Source organism: Chelativorans petroleitrophicus (genome assembly GCF_025398195.1).
GTDB lineage: Bacteria > Pseudomonadota > Alphaproteobacteria > Rhizobiales > Rhizobiaceae > Chelativorans > Chelativorans petroleitrophicus.
This window is the reverse complement of the sequence record NZ_JAODNV010000004.1, coordinates 68,442-89,226: the sequence shown is the minus strand read 5'-3', so window position 1 is coordinate 89,226 and position 20,785 is coordinate 68,442. Positions and strand designations below refer to the sequence as shown.

20 protein-coding genes are annotated in these 20,785 nt (G+C 64.1%); 13 read left to right on the top strand and 7 right to left on the bottom strand.

All coding sequences use genetic code 11. The features are described from left to right. The first annotated feature begins 25 nt into the window (after positions 1–25). Positions 26–907, top strand: a complete 882-nt coding sequence (locus tag NYR54_RS02290) for a ParB/RepB/Spo0J family partition protein (RefSeq protein ID WP_261513811.1) — start codon at positions 26–28, stop codon at positions 905–907. A gap of 473 nt (positions 908–1,380) precedes the next feature. On the opposite strand, the gene NYR54_RS02285 is transcribed toward NYR54_RS02290, so the two are convergent. Then, positions 1,381–2,469, bottom strand: coding sequence for a D-TA family PLP-dependent enzyme (locus NYR54_RS02285; RefSeq protein WP_261513810.1), 1,089 nt, complete (start codon positions 2,467–2,469; stop codon positions 1,381–1,383). Positions 2,470–2,776: 307 nt separating this feature from the next. Beyond that, the gene (locus NYR54_RS02280) at positions 2,777–3,706 is read right to left on the bottom strand and encodes an ROK family protein (protein WP_261513809.1); all 930 of its coding nucleotides are present in this window, start codon (positions 3,704–3,706) and stop codon (positions 2,777–2,779) included. On the opposite strand from NYR54_RS02280, the gene NYR54_RS02275 reads away from it, so the two are divergent. From NYR54_RS02275 to NYR54_RS02265, 3 genes are all read left to right on the top strand, one after another. Then, positions 3,705–4,109, top strand: coding sequence for a LysR family transcriptional regulator (locus tag NYR54_RS02275; protein WP_261513807.1), 405 nt, complete (start codon positions 3,705–3,707; stop codon positions 4,107–4,109). The two genes, NYR54_RS02280 and NYR54_RS02275, sit on opposite strands and share 2 nt — an antisense overlap. Then, positions 4,078–4,260: a hypothetical protein gene (locus NYR54_RS02270; protein ID WP_261513806.1), complete on the top strand. Its 183-nt coding sequence runs from the start codon at positions 4,078–4,080 to the stop codon at positions 4,258–4,260. Before NYR54_RS02275 ends, NYR54_RS02270 begins: the two co-directional genes overlap by 32 nt. Before the next feature lie 100 nt (positions 4,261–4,360). Next, positions 4,361–4,531: a hypothetical protein gene (locus NYR54_RS02265; RefSeq protein ID WP_261513805.1), complete on the top strand. Its 171-nt coding sequence runs from the start codon at positions 4,361–4,363 to the stop codon at positions 4,529–4,531. A 4-nt stretch (positions 4,532–4,535) separates the two neighbouring features. Here the strand turns inward: NYR54_RS02265 and NYR54_RS02260 are convergent, their stop codons facing one another. Both NYR54_RS02260 and NYR54_RS02255 read right to left on the bottom strand, forming a co-directional pair. Continuing rightward, positions 4,536–5,702 (bottom strand): diphosphate--fructose-6-phosphate 1-phosphotransferase, encoded by a 1,167-nt coding sequence (locus NYR54_RS02260; RefSeq protein ID WP_261513804.1) that lies wholly within the window; start codon positions 5,700–5,702, stop codon positions 4,536–4,538. A gap of 101 nt (positions 5,703–5,803) precedes the next feature. Next, complete coding sequence (locus NYR54_RS02255; RefSeq protein ID WP_261514067.1) at positions 5,804–6,721, bottom strand: polyprenyl synthetase family protein; 918 nt, start codon at positions 6,719–6,721, stop codon at positions 5,804–5,806. 108 nt (positions 6,722–6,829) lie between these two features. Between NYR54_RS02255 and mtgA the strand changes: the two genes are divergently transcribed. Further along, a complete protein-coding gene (gene mtgA, locus NYR54_RS02250) occupies positions 6,830–7,579 on the top strand; it encodes a monofunctional biosynthetic peptidoglycan transglycosylase (protein WP_261513803.1) in 750 nt (249 codons plus the stop codon). A 42-nt stretch (positions 7,580–7,621) separates the two neighbouring features. Here the strand turns inward: mtgA and NYR54_RS02245 are convergent, their stop codons facing one another. Further along, positions 7,622–7,834 (bottom strand): hypothetical protein, encoded by a 213-nt coding sequence (locus tag NYR54_RS02245; RefSeq protein ID WP_261513802.1) that lies wholly within the window; start codon positions 7,832–7,834, stop codon positions 7,622–7,624. Positions 7,835–8,120: 286 nt separating this feature from the next. Here NYR54_RS02245 and rpmF point away from each other — a divergent pair, with 286 nt between their 5' ends. Further along, positions 8,121–8,303, top strand: a complete 183-nt coding sequence (gene rpmF / locus NYR54_RS02240; protein ID WP_261513801.1) for a 50S ribosomal protein L32 — start codon at positions 8,121–8,123, stop codon at positions 8,301–8,303. 209 nt (positions 8,304–8,512) lie between these two features. On the opposite strand, the gene NYR54_RS02235 is transcribed toward rpmF, so the two are convergent. Next, positions 8,513–8,968: a cyclic nucleotide-binding domain-containing protein gene (locus tag NYR54_RS02235; protein ID WP_261513800.1), complete on the bottom strand. Its 456-nt coding sequence runs from the start codon at positions 8,966–8,968 to the stop codon at positions 8,513–8,515. A gap of 64 nt (positions 8,969–9,032) precedes the next feature. Continuing rightward, positions 9,033–9,716, bottom strand: a complete 684-nt coding sequence (locus NYR54_RS02230) for a response regulator transcription factor (protein WP_261513799.1) — start codon at positions 9,714–9,716, stop codon at positions 9,033–9,035. Positions 9,717–9,854: 138 nt separating this feature from the next. Between NYR54_RS02230 and NYR54_RS02225 the strand changes: the two genes are divergently transcribed. The 7 genes from NYR54_RS02225 to NYR54_RS02195 all read left to right on the top strand — a co-directional run bounded on the left by NYR54_RS02225 (position 9,855) and on the right by NYR54_RS02195 (position 20,767). Then, on the top strand, positions 9,855–10,424 hold the full coding sequence (locus tag NYR54_RS02225) for a L,D-transpeptidase family protein (RefSeq protein WP_261513798.1): 570 nt from the start codon (positions 9,855–9,857) through the stop codon (positions 10,422–10,424). Positions 10,425–10,552: 128 nt separating this feature from the next. Beyond that, positions 10,553–15,316: an NAD-glutamate dehydrogenase gene (locus NYR54_RS02220; RefSeq protein WP_261513797.1), complete on the top strand. Its 4,764-nt coding sequence runs from the start codon at positions 10,553–10,555 to the stop codon at positions 15,314–15,316. A 17-nt stretch (positions 15,317–15,333) separates the two neighbouring features. Continuing rightward, a complete protein-coding gene (locus NYR54_RS02215) occupies positions 15,334–16,719 on the top strand; it encodes an MFS transporter (RefSeq protein WP_261514065.1) in 1,386 nt (461 codons plus the stop codon). 118 nt (positions 16,720–16,837) lie between these two features. Next, positions 16,838–17,491: a carbonic anhydrase gene (locus NYR54_RS02210; protein WP_261513796.1), complete on the top strand. Its 654-nt coding sequence runs from the start codon at positions 16,838–16,840 to the stop codon at positions 17,489–17,491. 447 nt (positions 17,492–17,938) lie between these two features. Beyond that, positions 17,939–18,259, top strand: coding sequence for a hypothetical protein (locus tag NYR54_RS02205; RefSeq protein ID WP_261513795.1), 321 nt, complete (start codon positions 17,939–17,941; stop codon positions 18,257–18,259). A 98-nt stretch (positions 18,260–18,357) separates the two neighbouring features. Further along, a complete protein-coding gene (locus NYR54_RS02200; protein ID WP_261513794.1) occupies positions 18,358–18,642 on the top strand; it encodes a hypothetical protein in 285 nt (94 codons plus the stop codon). A gap of 109 nt (positions 18,643–18,751) precedes the next feature. Beyond that, positions 18,752–20,767 carry an aldo/keto reductase gene (locus tag NYR54_RS02195; protein WP_261513793.1) on the top strand — a complete coding sequence of 672 codons (2,016 nt, stop codon included), beginning with the start codon at positions 18,752–18,754 and terminating at the stop codon, positions 20,765–20,767. Positions 20,768–20,785 lie beyond the last annotated feature (18 nt).

The window sequence follows — 20,785 nt, the reverse complement described above, 5'->3', positions numbered from 1 at the left end:
CGCGTAAAGTCAACTGGTGGACGCCATGAATGAAGATCTTTCACGTAAACGCCTCGGCCGGGGCCTCGCAGCCCTTATCGGCGAAATCGACAAGCCGCCGGCGCAGGAGCAGGTGTCGGTGCGGGCGGACCGCACGGTGCCGATAGAGTTTGTCTCGCCCAATCCGCGAAATCCCCGGCGCAATTTCGCTGAAGCCGAACTCGCCGATCTTGCTCAGTCAATCCGCGAGCACGGGATCGTGCAGCCTGTGGTGGTACGGCCCGCCGGAGGCACCGGACGTTATGAGATCATAGCCGGCGAGCGCCGTTGGCGTGCCGCCCAGCGTGCCGGGCTCGCAGAAATTCCGGTGATCATCCGCGATGTCGACGACAAGGCCGCGCTGGAGCTTGCCATCATCGAAAATGTCCAGCGCACAGACCTCAATCCCCTCGAGGAGGCGCGAGGTTATCAGCAGCTGATGGACGAGCACAACTACACCCAGGCGGATCTGGGGCAGGTGATCGGGAAAAGCCGCAGCCATGTGGCCAATACGCTGCGGCTTCTGAAGCTGCCTCCGGCTGTCATTGATCTTGTCGCAGACGGATCTTTGACCGCGGGCCATGCGAGGACGCTCGTCAACGCTGCTGATCCGGTGGGGCTCGCCCGGCGCATCATCGAGGAAGGGCTTTCGGTGCGACAGGCGGAGGCGCTCGCCAGTGCGCCCGAAAAGCCGGCCGGGCGGGAACGCTCGTCAGTGCGCCAGGAGAAGGACCCGGATACGCTGTCGCTCGAGAAGCTGCTGAGCGATCATACGGGGCTCAAGGTCACGATTAACCACAAGGAAAAGGGCGGCGAGATGCGCATCGCATATCGCACTCTCGAACAGCTCGATGAGCTCTGCCGCCTCCTGCAGCGGCAGGCGGTCTGAAGGCGCGCATCTCTCTTGGCCTGCCTGGGGCCGGAAATTGTTTCCGGCCCTGCAACAAGATAAAACCCGCCCAAGCTGGCGCGTCGTGGGCGCCCTTTTTCCTTATCCCGCAGGAAGCCATGGCGCTCAAATTCCGTCATTCCGGAAACCGTGAAGCATCTCGCATTGTTATCCAGAAGCAGCGGAGCGCCTAACCGTGGTCCAATAGTGCCACATCCATCGTAACTCGGTCGGCGGTGGGGAGGTGGCTTGATGACGATAGGGGTGGTTTGGATGACGGTAAGAAAGAGCGCCAGTACCGCGTCATCTTCCCCGAGAAAGTGGCCACCGGTTTTCGTCCGGAATTCATAAAATACAAGAATTTGGATCATTGCAGCGTTCATAAAAAACCTGAAATGACCCAAAGCCGCCGCGCTCTAAGGCCCGTTCACCCGAATGTGCTCGCGCCTGTGTGAGCCTGCCCGGGGCGACGCCTACCACACCATACCGCGAGCGGCGACGGGTTCGATGCGGGTAACGCGGCCGACGCGATGGAAGATCATTTCATCGAAGAGGTTTGAAACCACGCAGGTGTGATTCGGCACGATCCGCAGCCGGTCGCCGATCTTCGGCCGCGGGCCGGAGCAGCGCGAAAGATCAACCGTGCCATGCTCCTCCGACAGCGCGCGGATTACAGCGTCCGGATATTCGAGGATGTGGCCGTAGTCGGAAAAGCCGAGGAGATCGGAGGTCAGCGTCTTCGAACCGGCGTCGATGATGGCGCGGTCTTCCGTCGGGCACGAAACCACGGTGACCAGGATGTGCATGGCGCACTGGTCAATGGTGCAGTGGCCAGCGCGCACCATGGACCGGTCGTTATAGACATAGGTGCCGGCGCGGTGCTCGGTCGCAGATGGCACCTCGTGTGCTTCGAAGAGGCTCGGGGTGCCGGCATTGCTGACGATCGGGCAGGGTATGCCTTCCGCCCTGAGCAGGGAAAGGGCTTCCGAAAACCAGGATTCGATGGCGGCAGCGCTTTTCGGCTTAGGATAGGTCATCAAACCGCCGAAGGTCAGGCCCTCGGCGCGGGTGATCTGGCGGGCGAGCGCCAGCGCGTCGGTTGGCGTTTGCACACCACAGCGGCCGCCGCCCGTGTCGCACTCCACCAGAACCGTGAGCGGCTTGCTGCCGCTGAACGCCTGCGCAAGGCCATCGACCGTCACCGCACTGTCCGCCGTCACCTTCAGTGCCGAAAGGCGCTGGTTGAGGGCGGCCAGTCGGGCGATCTTCTCCCGGCCGAGGATGTTGTAGGTGATCAGGATGTCGTCAAAACCGGCGTTGGCGAAGATTTCCGCCTCGGTGATCTTCTGGCAGTTGATGCCGCGCGCGCCGGCGGCCCGCTGCGCCTCGGCGATGGCGACTACCTTGTGCGTCTTGATATGCGGCCGGAAGGCGATCTTGTGCCGGTCCATATAGGCCTGCACCCGCGCGATGTTCCCCGCCATAACATCCTCATCAATGACGGGAACGGGCGTCGAGAGTGTGTCCAGTGCATCGCCGGGCTTTGGCTTCAGTGGGTTCATAGCTGGCGACTCCTCAGGTCGGGCGCTTCGTTCCAAATGGCCTCGGTCGCCTCGAAATGCAGGATGGCAGGCATCGCGTCTCTTTCATATGCGCGGGCTTCATCGCCAGGATTTCCCTGATGGGAACGATTGTCAATGAAGCGGAGTATGCTCTCGCGCTTGGCGCTTCACGCGGAGGGGTGCCGGGCTATGGGAGGAAGCGAAGCCGAGTGCTGGCCACGCTTCCCGACAGCACCTGCTTCGAAACGGTGTCCCGCCTCGACCGGATGAGCCCGAGAACCCGATTGAGGAACAACCGCGCACAGCATCAAGCCGTGCGCAGCGCGTGGCCAGCCCGCTCAAGGCCGAGGATTGCGGCGCCGATCAGCCCGGGCTCAATCCGGCAGGCTCCGCGGACGACGAGCGGCCGCTCGAAACGGCGCAGAACCCGCGCCCGCACTGCCCTGTCGACCTCCGCCACAAGCGCTTCGGAATTGGACAACCCGCCGCCAACAGGCACAATGGTCGCGCCGGTGACGTTGACCACCATGGCGAGCGGCGAGGCGAGGATATCGACAAAAACGCCGATCGTGCGGGTGGCGTCTGTGTCGCCTGCCTGCCAGGCTGCAAGAATGGCCTCGGCGGTAAGCACCGCGCCGTTGTGCAGATGGGCGTGCAGGCGCTCCATGCCGCGCGCGCTCACGGTGGCGTCCAGACATCCTTCCAGGCCGCAGCCGCAACGCAGACGCGGGATGGCGACCGGCGGATCGCCCGCAAGCATTGCCGCGACGGGACCGTGACCCCACTCGCCGGCAAAGCCGCCGCTCGCGTTTATCAGCTTGCCGCGGGCTACAAGCCCACCGCCAACCCCGGTTCCGAGAATCGTGCCGAACACGATGGGGTGGCCGCGCCCGGCCCCCGCCACCGCCTCGGCCAGCGCGAAACAGTCTGCATCGTTGGCGATGACGACGGGCAGCCCCAAAGCCTTTTCGAGATCGGCTTCGATCGTGCGGCCGTGGACGCAGGGGATGTTTGCGCAGATCGCCCGGCGTGAGTCGGGGTCAATGACACCGGCAATGGCGATGGCTACACAATTCGGCTTAGTCTCGTTTTCGGCGATCACGCTGCGTAGCGCGGCCGCGAAGGCTTCAAAATCATTACCCGGGGTCGGAAGGCGCCGCACCGGCCCTACCGCATCAAGGGACGATACCGCCGCTCCCTTGATCGTGGTGCCGCCGATATCGAAGCCGATGATCATGGCCGGCCTTCCTCTCTCGCTTGAAATCGTCTCATGCCGCTGTCATCCTCGCCTCATGCCAGACCGACCACGTCTGCCGCCTTTCGCGGCCCTGCGCGCCTTTCACGCCGCTGCCAGCTATGACCGTTTTCGCGATGCGGCGGAAGCCCTTGGCATAACCGAATCGGCTGTAAGCCACCAAGTGCGGCGCCTGGCGGAGTTTCTGCACGTGGCGCTGTCCGACCGGACGGGCGGTGGCGCGAGGCTCACGCCCGCGGGACAGCGCTATCTGGAGGAGATCGACCCGGTGATCCGCCGCATCGAGGAAGCGACCGAAGCGATGCGGGCGGTCATGGCCGAAAGGTCGTGCGGCTGGCGCTGCCCGCCTGGGAGTGGCGATCGGCCGGACGCTACTCATCGATGACCGGCTTGCAAGCGGAAAACTGGTCGCGCCGTTCGGTACGTCCGATCCGAGCGGCGCCGCCTATTATCTCTGCCGTCCGGCCGGCATTGCCGCCACGGCTGCGGCGCGGCGCGTTACCCGATGGCTGGAGCAGCTCGCCGCCAGCACTTGAATTTCGTTCAAGTCCCTGTGACGCAAAGTCCATTGGCTGAAAGGGCGGGGACCACCTATATCGCGGGTAACACACATCATGCCCGGTATTGGAGGCTCCCATGAAGTTCGTTCAAGTATCACTCGACAAGCTGCTTCTCGGCATGCGTGACGATTATCTCGCCAGGCGTCCCGCTGGAGGGACACGATTCGCTCCGCTCGGCTTCGCGCCGATGGTTCTTTCCGGTGAGGCTCCCGCGCGGCATCGCGGCGACGGTGGTTCTGCCCGCTAATCGCTCAGACGAAAGGTCTGGCCACCGCATATTTGCGTGGCAGAAGGCGGGCGAGATAGCTGAGGCACGCGTCCGACAGCCTGTTTTCGTCGGGTACGAGAAAATGCTCAGGCATATGGCGTGTCTTGCCCGCCACCGCCGCAAGCGGCACGAGTCCGTAAACGGTCTTCTCGCCGTCGAATTGCAGGGTGACCGAGCCGCCTCCTCGCTCGACCGCCTCGACGGCGAACGCGCCCGCCTCGAAGGCCTCCTTTGCATCGGTGGTGTTGACGGTGGCGACATTGCCACGCGGCAGATAGCCGAACGTATCCACCCGCGCCCGCTTTCCCGGCAGGTCTTCAGCCAGAATCCGCTCCACGGCCTGGGCGAGATCGCTGCCGGAAAGGCGGATATTGCCGTGCGGGTCGCGCTCCAGCATCTCCGGCGGAACCAGCGTCTCTACCAGCGACCTGCCGTCCGGCCCCGACACGCCTTCCGACATGGCGATGATGCAGCGCCTGTGACGGGCAAGCGTTGCACGGATGTCCTCGATAAAGCGGCTGCGCTCGAAAGGCCGTTCAGGGACATAGACGAGGTGCGGTGCGCCGCCTTCATCGAGCGACCAGGCGGCAGCCGAGGCCGTCAGGAAGCCCGCATGACGTCCCATCACGATCCCGACATAGATGCCGGGCAGCGCGCGGAAGTCCAGGTCCACGCTCAGGAACGCGCCCGCCACGAATTCGGCCGCCGAGATGAATCCCGGCGTGTGGTCGTTCTCCACGAGGTCGTTGTCTATGGTCTTGGGCGCATGCACGCAGACGATGCGCCCCCCTGAGGCCTCGGCCAGTATCTCCTGCGTGCCGGCGGTGTCGTTGCCGCCGATATAGATGAAGGCGTCTGCACCCACGGCCCTGAGACCTTTCAGGATTAGGTCGCAATAGGCGGCGTCAGGCTTGTCGCGCGTCGAGCCGAGGGCAGCGCCCGGCGTGGACGCGATTGCCCGCAGCTCGGCTTCGGAAAGATCCGACAGAGTGACGAACCGCCCGTCGCGCACGCCGCGCACGCCGTGAAGCGCGCCAAGAACGCGGGCGCCAGGATAACGCCGGCTAATTTTCAGCGCCGCGCCAGCAAGGGTCTGGTTTATGACGGCGGTGGGGCCGCCGCCCTGTGCGATGACGAATGTCCCGGCCATGTCACCTGCCTTTGAAGGGCCCTGATTATCCCACGATATGCTGAGCCCGTCCGCCGAAACAAGGGGCGGCCAGTGCCGGTTCCGCCAAACCGCCTAATGCGTCAGTGCTGACGCCGAGCGACGAAGCGGGCGGCCTCGCGCAGAATGTCCGCTTTCTCGCCGAAAGGCTCCAGCAGTTCCTCGGCCTGGGTAATGAGCCCTTCGAGTTGTTTGCGGGCCCAATCCTCTCCATGCAATCCGGCGAGCGTTGCCTTTCCGGCGGCCGCATCCTTGCCCGTCGCCTTGCCCATCGTTTCGGAGCTTGCCGTCAGGTCCAGGAGGTCGTCGGCAAGCTGGAAGGCAAGCCCGATCGCCTCGCCGAATGCGACCAGCCTTTCGCGGTGGACCGGGCTTGCCCCGCCGGCAAGGGCGCCCGCCTCGCAGGCAAAACGGATCAGCGCTCCGGTCTTCATGGCCTGGAGTCGTACGATGCCCTCCTCGCCCGGGGGAGCCTTTTCAGCCTCCAGATCAAGCGCCTGGCCGCCGGCCATGCCGCCGATGCCGGCCGCCCGGGCGAGCCGCAGCACGATCTCCAGCCGCGTAGACGCGGGCAACGCGGTCGCCTCATCGGCGATGATGTCGAAGGCATAGGTGAGCAAGCTGTCGCCGGCGAGGATCGCCGTCGCTTCGTCAAACGCCCTGTGCACCGTCGGCTGTCCGCGGCGCAGGTCGTCATCGTCCATCGCCGGCAGATCGTCGTGGATCAGCGAATAGCAGTGCACGCATTCGAGTGCCGCCGCAACGCGCAGAACTGCTTCGCCTTGCGCCCCGAACAACCGGGCGCTCTCGATGAGAAGGAACGGCCTCAGCCGCTTGCCGCCGTTCAACGCGCCATGGCGCATGGCCGCGAGCAGGCGCTCCGGGCGAGCGATTTCGCCTTCGCGTGGGCGTTCGTCGAGCAGATTGCGAAGCAGATCCTCGACCGCACCGGCATGCACGGCGAGCAGTTCATCGAAGGAAAGCGGTGTCATCTCTTGCATGGCCGAGCGATGGCCCCATTCGCCGTCACCGTCAAGGCCGGATGCCTTCGGCATTGCGAGTCCCTGCGGCTCCCGGTATTCCGGGAGGAAGAATGACCGGAGAATGGTGTGCGGGTACCGGTGGTGGAAGCGGAAAAGCGTGCGGAACCGCGGCGCAAGGCTTCGCGGCGGCGCGGTCGCTTGCTCATCCGGCGCTGGCTGCGGCGCCTCGTCGCCATGTTTCTCGTTCTCGCCCTGCTGCCCTTGGGCCTCACGTTTCTCTATCGTGCGCCGTCGGTGCACCCGGTCTCCACGCTCATGCTGGCCGATCTCGTCACTTTCCGGGGCTATGACCGGCGCTGGACGCCGCTTGAAGAGATGGGCAGCGCAGTCGTGCATGCGGTGATGATGGCTGAGGACGGCCAGTTCTGCTTCCATCACGGCGTGGATCTTGGGGAGTTTCGCGCCGTCGTTAACGATGCTCTGTCAGGAGAGCGCCCGCGCGGCGCCTCCACGATCCCTATGCAGACGGTAAAGAATTTATTCCTATGGTCCAGCCGGTCCTACATCCGCAAGGCGCTGGAGCTGCCGCTCGCCATCTATTTTGACGCCATGATGTCTAAGCGCCGGATCATGGAAATCTATCTCAACATCGTGGAATGGGGGCCGGGCATCTATGGCGCGGAGGCTGCGGCGCAGCATTATTTCGGCAGGCCTGCAAAAAGCCTCTCGCGGCGGCAGGCGGCTCTGCTCGCCGTCACGCTGCCCAATCCGCATGTGCGCAACCCGGCGAAGCCGTCTGCGGGCCTCAACCGCCTTGCCTCCATCATCGAGACGCGTGCGCGCCGGGCGGGCGCCTATGTGGGGTGCCTGGAATGAGGGGCTGCCGATGGTGAAGCGTGGCTCCTCGATCGGCTTTCTTCACCCGTTCGGCGGTCCGAAGACCTGCGCCTTCCCGATGCGGCGTTCAATCAGGCCGGACTTGTCGCCGCGACTGTACCGGAAGTCGTCAAGCTTGCCGCCGTCCGCCTGATGGTTGAAGGGGGCGACGGGGAACCGCCGTCTGCCTCCTACCGGCCCGTGGGCGCAATGATGGCGTTCTGCGTGCTGGGAGAGCAGGAATTTGTCCGCCATCATGGGCTGGCAGGCTTGCCGCCCTTGCCGCACGGATGGAGGCGGCGATTGAGACGCCCGGATCATCCTCCTTATGCTGCATGCGGGATTGATCGATCCGGAACTGCTCGAAAGCTACGGGATTGAGGCTGAGCGCGACGAATAGCGCGTTGCAGCGCGAAAAATCGCCGCTCCCACTGGTCAAACGGCCTGTTCCCGTGTATAGGCGGCCCCGAATTCAGATCGGCCGGATTGCGGTGTTCCCTCTAAGGGCCGCAAGGGTCTTGACCGGATACCGGAGAATACAATGGCTGTACCGAAAAGAAAAACGACGCCGTCTAAGCGGGGGATGCGCCGTTCTGCCGATGCGCTCAAGAGACCTGCCTATGTGGAAGACAAGGATTCCGGCGAGCTGCGCCGTCCGCACCACATAGACCTGAAGACCGGCATGTATCGCGGCCGGCAGGTGCTGGAGCCGAAAGAGGCTTAAAGTCTCTTTCAGCTTTTCCAAACTATTTATCTTGCGCATTTCCTGACGGAAATCGCCATCCGCTTTTTGGAATTGCGCCAGAACCACAAGCTCTCGGGCAACACCCGAAAAGGCCGGCCCCCGTGCCGGCCTTTTCAAATGCGTCCATGCGCATCGCCGGCGGCCGCTTCCGGATGGAAAGCCGGTATCCGCTTTTCCTTGAGGTCGGGTCAGCGCCCCAGCTTCTCTGTTACTGCCTGCATGCGAGCCAACATCGCCTGCAAGTCCTCAGCTATGCGCCGGCGTAGGATGATCGCCGCCTCTGGAAATTCTTCCAGAATGCGATGGAACATGGAGCGGCTCAGGCGGATGACCTTCACCTCCGTGTGCGCCATGGCGCTGGTGAGCCGTTCCGTTTCGGCGATCAGCGCCAGCTCGCCCAGGATCGCGCCGGGCCCGTGCACGGAAATGACTTTGCGCCGGGCATTCTCCTGCCGGTAAAGTGCCACCTCCCCCGCGGCCACGACAAAGGCGCAGTCGGCGGGTGCCCCTTCTGAATAGAGCTTGCGTCCGGCAGCGAGCGAGATCGTCTCGGCGCCAAAGGCCATAAGGCGTAACTGCTCGCGCGTGAAGCCCTCAAAGAGTCTCACGCCGGACAGAATACGAATGTCGTCGTCCAGCGCCATGTGCGGTCCGTCCCCGGCTCGTTGCCCCAGGCGTGGGAGGCCCCCCAACCTCCCGGAGAATCAATCAGGGAACGAGCTTGTATCCGCCGCTTTCTGTCACAAGTATTTCGGCTTTGGAAGGATCACGCTCGATCTTCTGTCTCAGGCGGTAGACATGAGTCTCCAGCGTGTGCGTGGTCACGCCGGAATTGTAGCCCCATACCTCTTCCAGCAGAACGTCGCGCGTAACGACCTTCTGCTCGGCGCGGTAGAGATATTTGATGATGGCAGCTTCCTTCTCCGTCAGGCGGATCTTGCTGCCGCGCTGGTCGATGAGAAGCTTTTGACTCGGCTTGAAAGTGTAGGGGCCGACGGTGAACTTGGCGTCCTCGCTCTGCTCATGCTGCCGCAACTGCGCGCGGATGCGCGCCAGAAGCACCGCGAAGCGGAACGGTTTCGTCACATAGTCGTTGGCGCCGGCCTCAAGGCCCAGAATGGTGTCCGAATCGGTATCCTGAGCCGTCAGCATGATGATGGGGGCGCGATAGCCGCCCTTGCGCAGGATCTTGACCGCCTCGCGGCCGTCCATGTCGGGCAGGCCGACATCCATGATTACAAGGTCTACCATAGAATTCCGCGCGGCCTGGATACCCTTGGCAGCGGTGTCTTCCTGGAGAAGGTCGAATTCCTCATAGAGCGCGAGCTGCTCGATCAGCGTGGCGCGCAGGTCCTCGTCATCGTCCACAATCAGGATGGTGCGTGGCGTCATCTTCCAATCCGTCCAATCACGTTGACCCCGCCCCTGTTTTCGCGGAACGTCTCATCTACGCATGATGAGCCGACTATGAAAGCCTCGACCGCTCCTTTGAACCCTGCTGCGACTATACTCCAAAAACGTCCGCGGAAAATGTCGTCGTCCAAAACTGGCCGCGGAGCAAGCCTTATCGTGGTGCGAGCCCGACCCGGAAAGCGGACGCAGGGCCTTATCAGTACTGGTGCCGGCGTTCTGCCCTGCGCGCTCGGGCGCAGCGGAACGAGCGCCTTGAAGCGCGAAGGTGATGGCGCCACGCCGCTTGCCGTGCTGCGACCGCTCGCGATCCTTTACAGGAGGGAGCGAAGACCATGGGGAATCGGGCCGGTGCGGCTTCCCGCGCTTCCCGTGCGTCCAAATCTCGGCTGGTGCGATCTGCCGCAGGACCGCAACTACAACCGACCGGTGCGGCTGCCCTATCGCAGCCGATATGAAGAAATGATGCGCCAGGATCAGCTTTATGACATCTGCGTCGTGCTGGACTGGAATGTGCTGCCGCGCCGGCGCAACGGGGGCAGCGCCATTTTCCTGCATATCGCGCGTCCCGGCGCGGCGAATGGCTCCGGCATGGAGCCGACGGCGGGCTGCATCGCGGTTTCCCCGCGCGCCATGGCGCGGCTTCTGCTGCTGCTTGGCCGCAAAACCCGCATCGTGGTCCTGCGCTGACGGGTGGCCATGATTATTACACCTTTTCCGGGGATGAGCGGACCCGCTCTGGCAGTGATGCCTTTGAGGGTCGTCAAGCCAGGCTCACCGGCATACGATAGAGAGGATCGTCGGAGGGGTAGTCCAGCATGAGCTCCAAGGTGAAAGCACTTAAAGCGCCGAGGGTCCAAGCGTCCAAGGCATCCGAAGCCGAGCGCCTGCGGGAGCTCATGATTCTGCGTGCTCCAGCGGAAGACCTTCAGGGCTACGAGCCCAAGGCGCTGGAACGGGCGGCGGAGCTTGCGCTGGCGGCGCTGAAGAAGCACCAGCCGGGTGAGTGCATCATCGAGGTCGAGAGCGTTTCGGGCATCGAGCACGGCGGCCGCGCGGCCTCGACCGTCACCATCGTCAACGACAACATGCCCTTTCTTTTCGATTCGGTGCTGGGGGAGATCACCGAGCGCGGGGCGGAGCCCACGCTGGTGCTGCACCCCGTGCTGCTGGTGCGTCATGGAACGTCGGGCGTCGACGAGATCGTCGGGGACGGCGCGGCGAAAACCTCGCGCGCCGCGGAGAAGGTCAGTCTCATCCACATCCATCTGCCACGCATGTCGCCCGGGGAATGCACTGCGCTTAAGGAGCGGCTGGCTCACATCCTGGCGCAGGTGCGCGCCGCCGTCAGCGACTGGAAACCGATGCTGGCCCGCCTCGACCAGGAGATCACGCGGCTGCGCTATGCTCCCATCCCGCTCGAGAGCGAATCGGTGGCCGAGGCCATCGCGTTCCTCGAGTGGCTTCGTGACGACAACTTCACCTTCCTCGGCATGCGCGAGATGCGCTATGTGGGCGGCGAGAAAAACGGCACGCTCGAGCGCACCGACAGCAAGGGCCTGGGCATTCTCGCCTTTCCCGAGGTGCGCGTGCTGCGGCGCAGCGACGAAACGGCGGGGACCACGCCGGAAATCCGCGCGTTCCTGCATGGGCCGGAGCCGCTCATCGTCACCAAGGCGAACGCTAAATCCGTCGTCCATCGCCGCGCCTATCTCGACTACATCGGGGTCAAGTCCTTCAGCGAGGAAGGCAAGCTAGCGGGCGAACTGCGCATCGTGGGCCTTTTCACCTCCACGGCCTACACGCGCTCGGTCTTCAAGATTCCCTATCTGCGCGCAAAGGCGCAGGCAGTGCTTGCCCGTTCGGGCTTCGCGCCCACAGATCATTCGGGCAAGGCGCTCATCAATGTGCTTGAATCCTATCCGCGCGACGAGCTGTTCCAGATCGGCGTGCCCCGGCTGCGCAAGCACGCCGAGGCGATACTGGCGCTGGGCGACCGGCCGCGCGTGCGCGTGCTCTACCGCATCGACCAGTTCGACCGCTTTGTTTCGGTCATCGTCTTCGTGCCGCGCGACCGCTATGATTCGCGCGTGCGCGCCAAAATAGGCGATTACCTGAAAACCGTATTTGAGGGGCGTCTGTCTGCCTACTACCCGGCATTTCCCGAGGGGGCGCTCGCGCGCGTGCATTTCATCATCGGCCGCTCGGGCGGGCGCACGCCGCGCATCGAGACGGAGGAGCTGGAAGCCGCCGTGCGCAACATCGTGCGCACCTGGGACGATGCCCTGCGTGAGGCGGCCGAGGATGAGGGCGCGCCTGACGAGGTGAGAGCCATCGCTGCGCGCTTCGACGAGGGCTATCGCAACAGCTTCGAGCCGCACACGGCACTTCTCGACGCGAGCCGGATCGCTACCCTGTCGGACGGCAATCCCATCGTCATCGATTTTCATCGCCATCCGGAACAGGACGAGACGCAGGCGGCGCTGAAGATCTATCACTTCGGCGCGCCGGTGGTGCTCAGTCGGCGGGTTCCGCTTCTGGAGAACATGGGCTTCCGGGTCATCGCCGAGCGGACGTTCGAGATCGGTCTACCGGACGGCGGGCGGGTCTTCCTGCACGACATGGAGCTGGAAAGCGCCTTCGGCTCCGCCATCGATCTTTCCGATGGAGGCGCCCTGTTTGATGACGTCTTTCTGTCCGTTTGGCGCGGAGAGCGTGACAATGACAGGCTCAACGCTCTGGCGCATCGGGCAGGGCTGAGGGCCTCGGAAATCGCCGTACTGCGAGCTTACAGCCGTTTTCTGCACCAGGCCGGCATTCCGCAAAGCCAGGGCTTCATTTCCGATACGCTCAATCGCTATCCGCAGATCGCTGCGAAGCTCCTGGAATTGTTCATGGCGCGCTTCGATCCCTCGCGGGATCGCGATGCCATGGAGGCGGAGGCGCAGCGGATCGAGAAGGAGATCACGGACGCGCTGGAGAATGTGCCTAGCATCGATGACGACACCATCATCCGCCGCTTCCTCAACCTTCTCAAAGCGACGCTGCGCACCAACCATTTTGCCGGCGGTGCGTCGCTTGCTCTGAAGCTCGACTCGCGGGCCATCGACGGCCTGCCGCAGCCGCGCCCCTGGCGCGAGATCTTCGTTTATGGGCCGGAGGTCGAGGGCGTGCACCTGCGCTATGGCCCCATCGCACGCGGGGGTTTGCGCTGGTCCGACCGGGCGCAGGACTATCGCACCGAGGTGCTGGGGCTTGTCAAGGCGCAGCAAGTGAAGAACAGCGTGATCGTTCCCGTCGGGGCAAAGGGCGGTTTCTATCCGCGCCAGCTTCCGAAAGGGGGCAGCCGTCAGGAGGTTTTCGAGGCGGGTAGACGCGCTTATATCAACTTCATTTCCGCGCTTCTGTCGGTCACCGACAATCTTGAGGGAGAGGAGGTCATCCCGCCCGAACGCGTGGTGCGCCACGATGTGGACGACCCCTATCTGGTGGTCGCCGCCGACAAGGGCACTGCTACCTTCTCCGACACGGCGAATGAAATCAGCCAGCGTCACGGCTTCTGGCTGGATGACGCCTTCGCCTCCGGCGGGTCGGCCGGATACGACCACAAGAAGATGGGTATCACGGCGCGCGGCGCGTGGGAGGCGGTGAAGCGGCATTTCCGTGAAATGAACCGCGATATCCAGAATGAGCCCTTCACCGCCGTGGGCGTCGGCGACATGTCGGGCGACGTATTCGGCAACGGCATGCTGCGGTCGCCTTGCACCAGGCTCATAGCTGCTTTCGACCATCGCGACATCTTTATCGATCCCGATCCGGATCCAGCTGTCTCCTTTGCCGAGCGTAAGCGGCTCTTCGAGATGGGGCGCTCGAGCTGGCAGGATTATGACAGGGCAAAGCTGTCGAAAGGGGGCATCATCGTTTCCCGCTCCACGAAACAGATCACCCTTAGCAGGGAAGCCGCCGAGGCTATCGGGCTGGAGAGCACTACGGCATCGCCGGCCGAAATCATGCGCGCGATCCTAAAGGCGCCTGTCGACCTTCTGTGGTTCGGCGGCATCGGCACCTATGTGCGCGCTTCCGGCGAAACCGACCAGGAGGTGGGCGACCGCGCCAATGATGTGATCCGAATCACAGGGGCCGAGATCCGTGCCAAGGTAGTGGGCGAGGGTGCCAATCTGGGGATGACCCAGCGCGGGCGCATTGAGTTCAGCCTCAAGGGCGGGCGCTGCAACTCCGATGCCATCGACAATTCGGCAGGCGTCAACTCGTCCGACCTCGAGGTCAACATCAAGATCGCGCTGGCTTCCGCCATGCGTTCGGGCAAGCTATCGCGGCACGCGCGCAACAAACTTTTGGCGGCGATGACGGAAGAGGTGGCCGCGCTCGTCCTCAGGAACAACTACCGTCAGACGCTCGCCATCTCGATGGTGGAGGATCGCGGCCTTTCCGAATTGCCGCATCAGGCGCGCATGATGGCGCTGTTCGAAAGCCAGGGTCACCTCGATCGCGCGGTGGAGTTTCTGCCCGGCCCCGAAGCGCTCGCGGAGCGGCAGGCGCGTGGCGAGGCGCTGACGAGGCCGGAAATCGGCGTGCTTCTTGCCTATGCGAAGCTCGTGCTGTTCGATGAGCTGGTGGCAAGCCCGCTGCCGGACGAGCCGCATTTCGAGGCCGATCTGTTCGCCTATTTCCCCGCTGAGATGCAGCAGAAACACGCGCCGGAAATCCGCGCGCACCGGCTGCGCCGCGAAATCATCGCCACGGAACTCGCAAACGACGTGATCGACCGGGGCGGCCCCGCTTTCGTCACCCGGCTGCAGGACATGACCGGCCGGCCCGCCTATGAGATCGTCGAGGCCTACGCGGTGGTGCGCGACGGCTTTGAGCTGCGCTCCCTGTTCGCCGCCATCGATGCGCTCGACAACCGGATCGATGGAAAGGCGCAACTATCCCTCTATGGGCGCGTCTGGCGGCTTATTCTCGACGCCACGGCCTGGCAGTTGAAGAACGGGCAGGGCAGGGGGACCGTGGGCGAACGCATTCGTAAGCTCATCGCCGCGCGCGAGGCCCTGCAACCGCGACTCGGCTCTGTTCTGTCTGCTTTCCTGAGGGATGGTATCGCGGAGGATGCAGCGGCCCTTGCCGCCCAGGGAGTACCGCCCGCCCTTGCGGAGCGGCTGGCGTATCTGCCCGTTGCCCTCCTGGTGCCCGACATCATGCTCGCCGCCGAGATGGGGCAGGCCGACCTCGCCAAGGCCGCCGGCGCATTCTTCACTGTCAGCGAAATCTTCCGGCTGAGCCGCATTGAAGCGGCGGCGGGCCAGATCGCGCCGTCGGATTACTATGACGGGCTGGCGCTGACGCAGGCGATGGACCGGATCGACGCGGCGAGACGCGCCATAACAGTCACGGCCCTCACCACCTGGCCCGACCAAGACGACCCGGTGGCGCGCTGGGCCGAGGCAGGAGGGGAGCGCTTGGTGCGCGTGCGCGATCGGCTGCAGGCGTTGACTGATGGCGGCGATATTACGGTTTCGCGGCTGTCCGTCGCCGCCGGCCTGATGGCGGACCTCGCCGTTTGACGGCCACCCGCGAAGCCATGAGCGGAAGCCGCGAGGAACGCACGCCCCGTCGTGGTATCTGGGGATGGATGCTGTTCGACTGGGCGCAGCAGCCCTTTCACACGCTCATCATCACTTTCGTGTTCGCGCCCTATTTTGCGGCCGTCGTCGCTCCGGACGCTGCGCGCGGGCAGGAGCTGTGGGGGCTGGCGACGGGGATCGGCGGGCTGCTGATCGCGTTCTTCTCGCCGCTTCTGGGTGCCATCGCGGATGCGGCCGGCCCGCGCAAGCCATGGGTTTTCGTCTTTTCCGTGATCGGCGTCCTGTCCTGCGCGGCGCTCTGGTTCGCCGTGCCGGGCATGGCGGATCTGACACTCGTGATGATCGCGATCGCGCTTGCTGTTTTCGGCATGGAATTCGCCGCCGTCTTCAACAACGCCATGATGCCGGACCTCGTGCCTCGCAGCGAACTCGGCCGGCTTTCCGGCTCGGCTTGGGGGCTCGGCTATGTGGGTGGCCTTGTCTCGCTGGTGCTCGTGCTCGGTTTCATGAGTGCCTCGCCGGAAAGCGGTCTCACGCTCGCGGGACTGAAGCCGGTCTTCGCCCTCGATCCGGCCACGCATGAGGGCGACCGCGCAGCCGGCCCGCTCACGGCGCTCTGGTATATCATCTTCGTGCTGCCGATGTTCCTCTTCACGCCGGACCAGCCCCGCCGCAACCGATCAGGCGCTCTGCGGCAGGGGCTGAGGCAGCTCGCAGCTACGCTGCGCCGTCTGCCCTCGCAGCGCAGTTATTTCAGCTTTCTCGGCGCCTCCATGTTCTACCGCGATGCGCTCAATGCGCTCTATGCCTTCGGCGGCATCTACGCCGCCGGTATCCTGGACTGGTCCATCGTGGAGATCGGCCTCTTCGGCATCCTCGCCAATGTTACCGGCGCCCTTGGCGCCTGGGCCGGCGGGCGGGCGGATCAGGCCTACGGGCCCAAATTCGTCGTCAACGTCTCCATCCTCATACTGATTCTGTGCAGCCTGCTCGTGATCTCCACCACCCGCACGGAGGTGCTGTTTGTCGAAGTGGGAGAGGGATCGCGGCTGCCCGACATGCTTTTCTATGCTGCCGGTGCGCTCATCGGCGCTGCAGGCGGCTCGATTCAGGCCGCCTCGCGCACGTTGCTGGTGGATCAGGTGCCGCGCACCGAGGTGACGGAAGCATTCGGCCTTTACGCGTTCTCTGGCAAGGCCACCACCTTCATCGGGCCGCTCTCGGTGGCGGCGGCAACCGCCTGGTTCTCCAGCGGCGCCTTCGCGCTTTCGCCGAATGATGCCCAGCGGCTTGGCGTGACTCCGATCCTGGTTCTTTTCATGCTGGGGTTTGCGCTTCTGCCGATGGTGAAAGCCCGCGTCGAGCCGATGGTGCGAGGATAACGAGGCAGCGTCGTTCCGCCTGCTTTGATCGTTCGAGGCTTCTTCCGGCAAATGTGAATTGACGGGCAGAGGACGAAAGCGTCTTGCGGCAGCGCCGCTTAGTGTTTATTCGCGACCCATGGCCCCGTTTCCACCTCGTCTTCTCGCCGGGTATCGCAACTTCATGGCAGGACGATATGCGGCCGAAAGTGCCCGCTACCGCTCTCTTGCCCGCGAGGGACAATCGCCGGAGACGATGGTGATCGCCTGCTGCGATTCACGGGCCGCCCCCGAGACCATCTTCGATGCGGGACCGGGCGAACTCTTCGTGCTGCGCAACGTGGCCAATCTGGTTCCGCCTTACGCGCCGGACGACCGCCACCACGGCACCTCGGCCGCGCTCGAATTCGCCGTGCAGAGCCTGAAGGTGAAGAATATCGTGGTGATGGGGCACGGCCGGTGCGGCGGCATTCACGCGGCTCTCAATCCTTCCGCGGAGCCGCTTTCCCCCGGCGACTTCATCGGCCAGTGGATGGGCCTCGTTGCGCCCGCTGCCGAAGTGGTCGCAAGCAACACGCTGATGACGCCGGCCGAGCGACAGACGGCGCTGGAGCGCATCTCCATCCGCTACCAGATCCAAAACCTGCGCACTTTTCCCTGCGTGCGGATTCTGGAGGAGAAGGGCCGGCTCGCGCTGCACGGCGCCTGGTTCGACATCTCCGAGGGAGAGCTGTGGGTGATGGACGCCGAGACCGGCGACTTCGTGCGGCCGAGCCTCGGCGAGACTTTGTAGGCTGCACGGAAGGACCCGCCGGGCCAAGGCGATCCCCTATCTCCGTATCCCCGGCTGCCGTTTCGTTGAGAGCCGAAAGAAGCGTTATGGCCACGGGGTCCTCTCCCATTCCGTCCTGTGTCAGCCGGAATGTGGTCGCCACAAGCCCGCCTGCTCCGAAGGATCGCTCCACGATGGTGGGGGCCGGCTTGTGGATTCAGCCCACCACCAGCCCGCATGGACTCTTGCCTCGAATTCCCAGCGGCGGAGCCCGGTCATCACATGGTGCGGGACGATGCGATCGAGCGAGAGGTTGAGCAATGGCCCGCGGGGGCAGCCGCGCGAACGCGCCGCGCCGCCGAATCCAGAAGAAGCTCGCTATCCAGTCCCCGGCGCCCAGATCGTTCCTTCACGGTCGTGCGGCGCGATCGCTGGCTCCCGGTGGTTGTGGGGCGCCGAATGCCGCGCGTGGCGTCCACAACAGGCATGAAAGGCTGCGCGCGCGGCACGAGCCTTCTGACCCGGCTGGCCGGGCCGCCGGAGCGTCTGCGGACGAATCCCGACCATCCTGCCAACTGCTACGACAAAGACGGTGAGTACCCCTCCGTCGTGCCCGGCGATGTGGCGGGCGGCCAGGTGGTGACGGAAGCGTGGGCCGTGGACCAGCTTCTCGAAAGGGGCGAAGGCCTTCTCGCTAAAACGCAAATGGCGCAAGCACAAAATGGAATGCATGCTGATGGAGCGATCTTCCATGGCCCCGCCCGCCGGAAAGCGGCGGTGTTCGGCTGAAAAGACGCGGGCGACAACGCGACGCAAGGAAAAGCAAAGAAATCCCCCGTATATTGATCAGGAAAAGAAAAAATGGGGTTGGGCCGAAAGGAACGGTAATGGGGTTCAGCAATAGCCAGGCACTGGCAATCGTAAGATGGATGGTGCGCAAAAGGCTTCTGGAGACGATGTACGAGCCGGATGCGCGAAAGATCTTCGACCGCAAGATCAAAGACGACTTCGCCGAACTGATGGAAGCCGGCGTCATCAATTATGCGGAAGTGACGCATAGCGAGGAAGGCATCATTTCCGTGCAATTGCACCGGGATGGCAGCCGTTTTGTCTTCAGAGCGCGCGTCGTAGACGGTCGCGTGGAAGTCGAGCGCCGCGCTTCGTACATCTGATCAGGCTGAGCCCTTCGGCACAGTAGGCCTGCTTGCCCCATTCCGGACTTGCGTCTTTCGCCGGAACAGTGAACACCTGTGACGGATCCGGAAGAACGAGAACCTGAAGATGAACGAGACGGCTCGCCTGCGTTGGGGCATCATTGGACCCGGAACCATCGCCCGGGCCTTTGCCAAGGGATTAGCCGATTCGCGTACCGGAACGCTGGCCGCCATCGCCACACGCAATCCTGGCAGGCCGGAACTGGCCGAACATTTTCCCGGCGCGCGGGTGCATCACGGCTATGCTGCGCTGCTTTCCGATCCGGACGTGGACGCGGTCTACATTGCCACGCCGCACCCGGCGCACGCCGAATGGGCCATCAGGGCGGCGGGGGCCGGCAAGCATGTTCTGGTGGAAAAGCCCATGGCGCTCACGGCCTACGAGGCGGATGCCGTCATCCATGCCGCCAACAAGGCGGGCACATTTCTGGGCGAAGGCTATATGTACCGCCAGCACCCGCAGACGGCGAAGCTCATCGCGCTCATACGTGACGGCGCGATTGGCGAGGTGCGCATGGTCAAGTCTAGTTTCGGCTTTGCTATGCCGCGCTTCGACCCCGAACATCGGCTCTATGCCAATCATCTGGCCGGTGGCGGTATTCTCGACGTCGGCGGCTATCCCGTCTCGATGGCACGGCTGATCGCGGGGGCGATTGAGGGGCGGCCCTTCAGCGAGCCCGACACGGTCATGGGAACGGCCCATTTGGGCAAAAGCGGCGTCGATGAATGGGCTTCCGCCGTTCTTCGCTTCCCGAGCGGCCTCATAGCCGAAGTGTCCTGCTCCGTCTCGCTGGAACAGGACAATGTGCTGCGCATCTTCGGCACTGGGGGGCGGATCGAGGTGAAGGACTTCTGGTTCGCCTCGGGGCGCGAAGGCGGGACGGGTTGCATCGAGATCATACGCGGCGACGGTGCCCGCGAAACCATTCCCGTCACCGAGGGGTGGCATCTCTATGCGTTCGAGGCGGATGCAGCTGCGGAAGCCATCCGTGCCGGCCGGCAGGAATTCGCCCCGCCCGGCATGACCTGGGACGACACGCTCGGCAATCTGAAGGTCATGGACAAGTGGCGCGCGGACGCCGGCCTCGAATACGAAATCGAAAAACCGGCGCTGAGAGTCCGCACGCTGAAGGGCGAAAAGCTTGAAAGGCGCTCCGACGTGATCGGGCGAGGGACCATCCCCGGCCTTGAAAAGCCCATCTCGCGCGTGGCCCTGGGTTTCGAGGACTTTCCCACCTTCGCGAGCGCCGCTATTCTGCTCGATGCCTTTTATGAGAGGGGCGGGAACGCCTTCGACACGGCGTGGATCTATCATGCGGGGCGCGGCGAGCGCATCCTGGGCGATTGGCTCAAGAGCCGTGGCCTGCGCGACAAGGTCGTCATCATCGGCAAGGGGGCGCATTCTCCACTCACCTATCCCGAGATCATCGGCCGGCAGCTTGCCGAATCCCTCGACCGTCTTCAGACGGATCACGTCGACGTCTATTTCATGCACCGGGACAATTTGGATGTGCCGGTGGAGGAGTTCGTGGATGCCATCGATGCGGAGGTGCAGGCGGGCCGCATCCGCGGTCCTTATGGCGGCTCCAACTGGACGCGGGAGCGGATGGATGCCGCGATCGCCTATGCGAAACGCACCGGCAAGACGGCTCCGGCAGTGCTTTCCAACAATTTCTCCCTGGCCGAGATGGTAAACCCGGTCTGGGACGGCTGCGTGGCCGCCTCGGACGATGCGTGGAAAGCGTGGTTCATGGAACGGCAGGTGACGAATTTCGCCTGGTCGAGCCAGGGTCGCGGTTTCTTCACCGAGAATGCCGACCGCGACAAGCGGGACAACGCGGAACTGGTGCGCTGCTGGTACTCGGAGAAAAATTTCGAGCGCCGCGACCGCGCCGTGGAGCTGGCCGGAAGGCTCGGCTGCCGGCCGATTCACATCGCGCTGGCCTATGTGTTGGCCCAGCCCTTCCGGGTCGTGCCGCTCATTGGCCCGCGCCGCCTTTCCGAGTTTGACGATAGTCTGTGCGCCCTCGGCATAGAACTTTCCCCGCAGGACGTGCGCTGGCTGGAATCGGGGCAGAGATAGCGGCGGTCCGGTTCTGCT

Excerpts from the sequence above, each read along its gene's own strand:
- NYR54_RS02290 (WP_261513811.1), top strand. The coding sequence starts at position 26 with ATGAATGAAGATCTTTCACGTAAACGCCTCGGCCGGGGCCTCGCAGCC.
- NYR54_RS02285 (WP_261513810.1), bottom strand. The coding sequence starts at position 2,469 with ATGAACCCACTGAAGCCAAAGCCCGGCGATGCACTGGACACACTCTCG.
- NYR54_RS02275 (WP_261513807.1), top strand. The coding sequence starts at position 3,705 with ATGGCCGGCCTTCCTCTCTCGCTTGAAATCGTCTCATGCCGCTGTCAT.
- NYR54_RS02280 (WP_261513809.1), bottom strand. The coding sequence starts at position 3,706 with ATGATCATCGGCTTCGATATCGGCGGCACCACGATCAAGGGAGCGGCG.
- NYR54_RS02265 (WP_261513805.1), top strand. The coding sequence starts at position 4,361 with ATGAAGTTCGTTCAAGTATCACTCGACAAGCTGCTTCTCGGCATGCGT.
- NYR54_RS02260 (WP_261513804.1), bottom strand. The coding sequence starts at position 5,702 with ATGGCCGGGACATTCGTCATCGCACAGGGCGGCGGCCCCACCGCCGTC.
- NYR54_RS02255 (WP_261514067.1), bottom strand. The coding sequence starts at position 6,721 with ATGCAAGAGATGACACCGCTTTCCTTCGATGAACTGCTCGCCGTGCAT.
- NYR54_RS02245 (WP_261513802.1), bottom strand. The coding sequence starts at position 7,834 with ATGGCGGACAAATTCCTGCTCTCCCAGCACGCAGAACGCCATCATTGC.
- rpmF (WP_261513801.1), top strand. The coding sequence starts at position 8,121 with ATGGCTGTACCGAAAAGAAAAACGACGCCGTCTAAGCGGGGGATGCGC.
- NYR54_RS02235 (WP_261513800.1), bottom strand. The coding sequence starts at position 8,968 with ATGGCGCTGGACGACGACATTCGTATTCTGTCCGGCGTGAGACTCTTT.
- NYR54_RS02230 (WP_261513799.1), bottom strand. The coding sequence starts at position 9,716 with ATGACGCCACGCACCATCCTGATTGTGGACGATGACGAGGACCTGCGC.
- NYR54_RS02225 (WP_261513798.1), top strand. The coding sequence starts at position 9,855 with ATGTCGTCGTCCAAAACTGGCCGCGGAGCAAGCCTTATCGTGGTGCGA.
- NYR54_RS02220 (WP_261513797.1), top strand. The coding sequence starts at position 10,553 with ATGAGCTCCAAGGTGAAAGCACTTAAAGCGCCGAGGGTCCAAGCGTCC.
- NYR54_RS02215 (WP_261514065.1), top strand. The coding sequence starts at position 15,334 with ATGAGCGGAAGCCGCGAGGAACGCACGCCCCGTCGTGGTATCTGGGGA.
- NYR54_RS02210 (WP_261513796.1), top strand. The coding sequence starts at position 16,838 with ATGGCCCCGTTTCCACCTCGTCTTCTCGCCGGGTATCGCAACTTCATG.
- NYR54_RS02200 (WP_261513794.1), top strand. The coding sequence starts at position 18,358 with ATGGGGTTCAGCAATAGCCAGGCACTGGCAATCGTAAGATGGATGGTG.
- NYR54_RS02195 (WP_261513793.1), top strand. The coding sequence starts at position 18,752 with ATGAACGAGACGGCTCGCCTGCGTTGGGGCATCATTGGACCCGGAACC.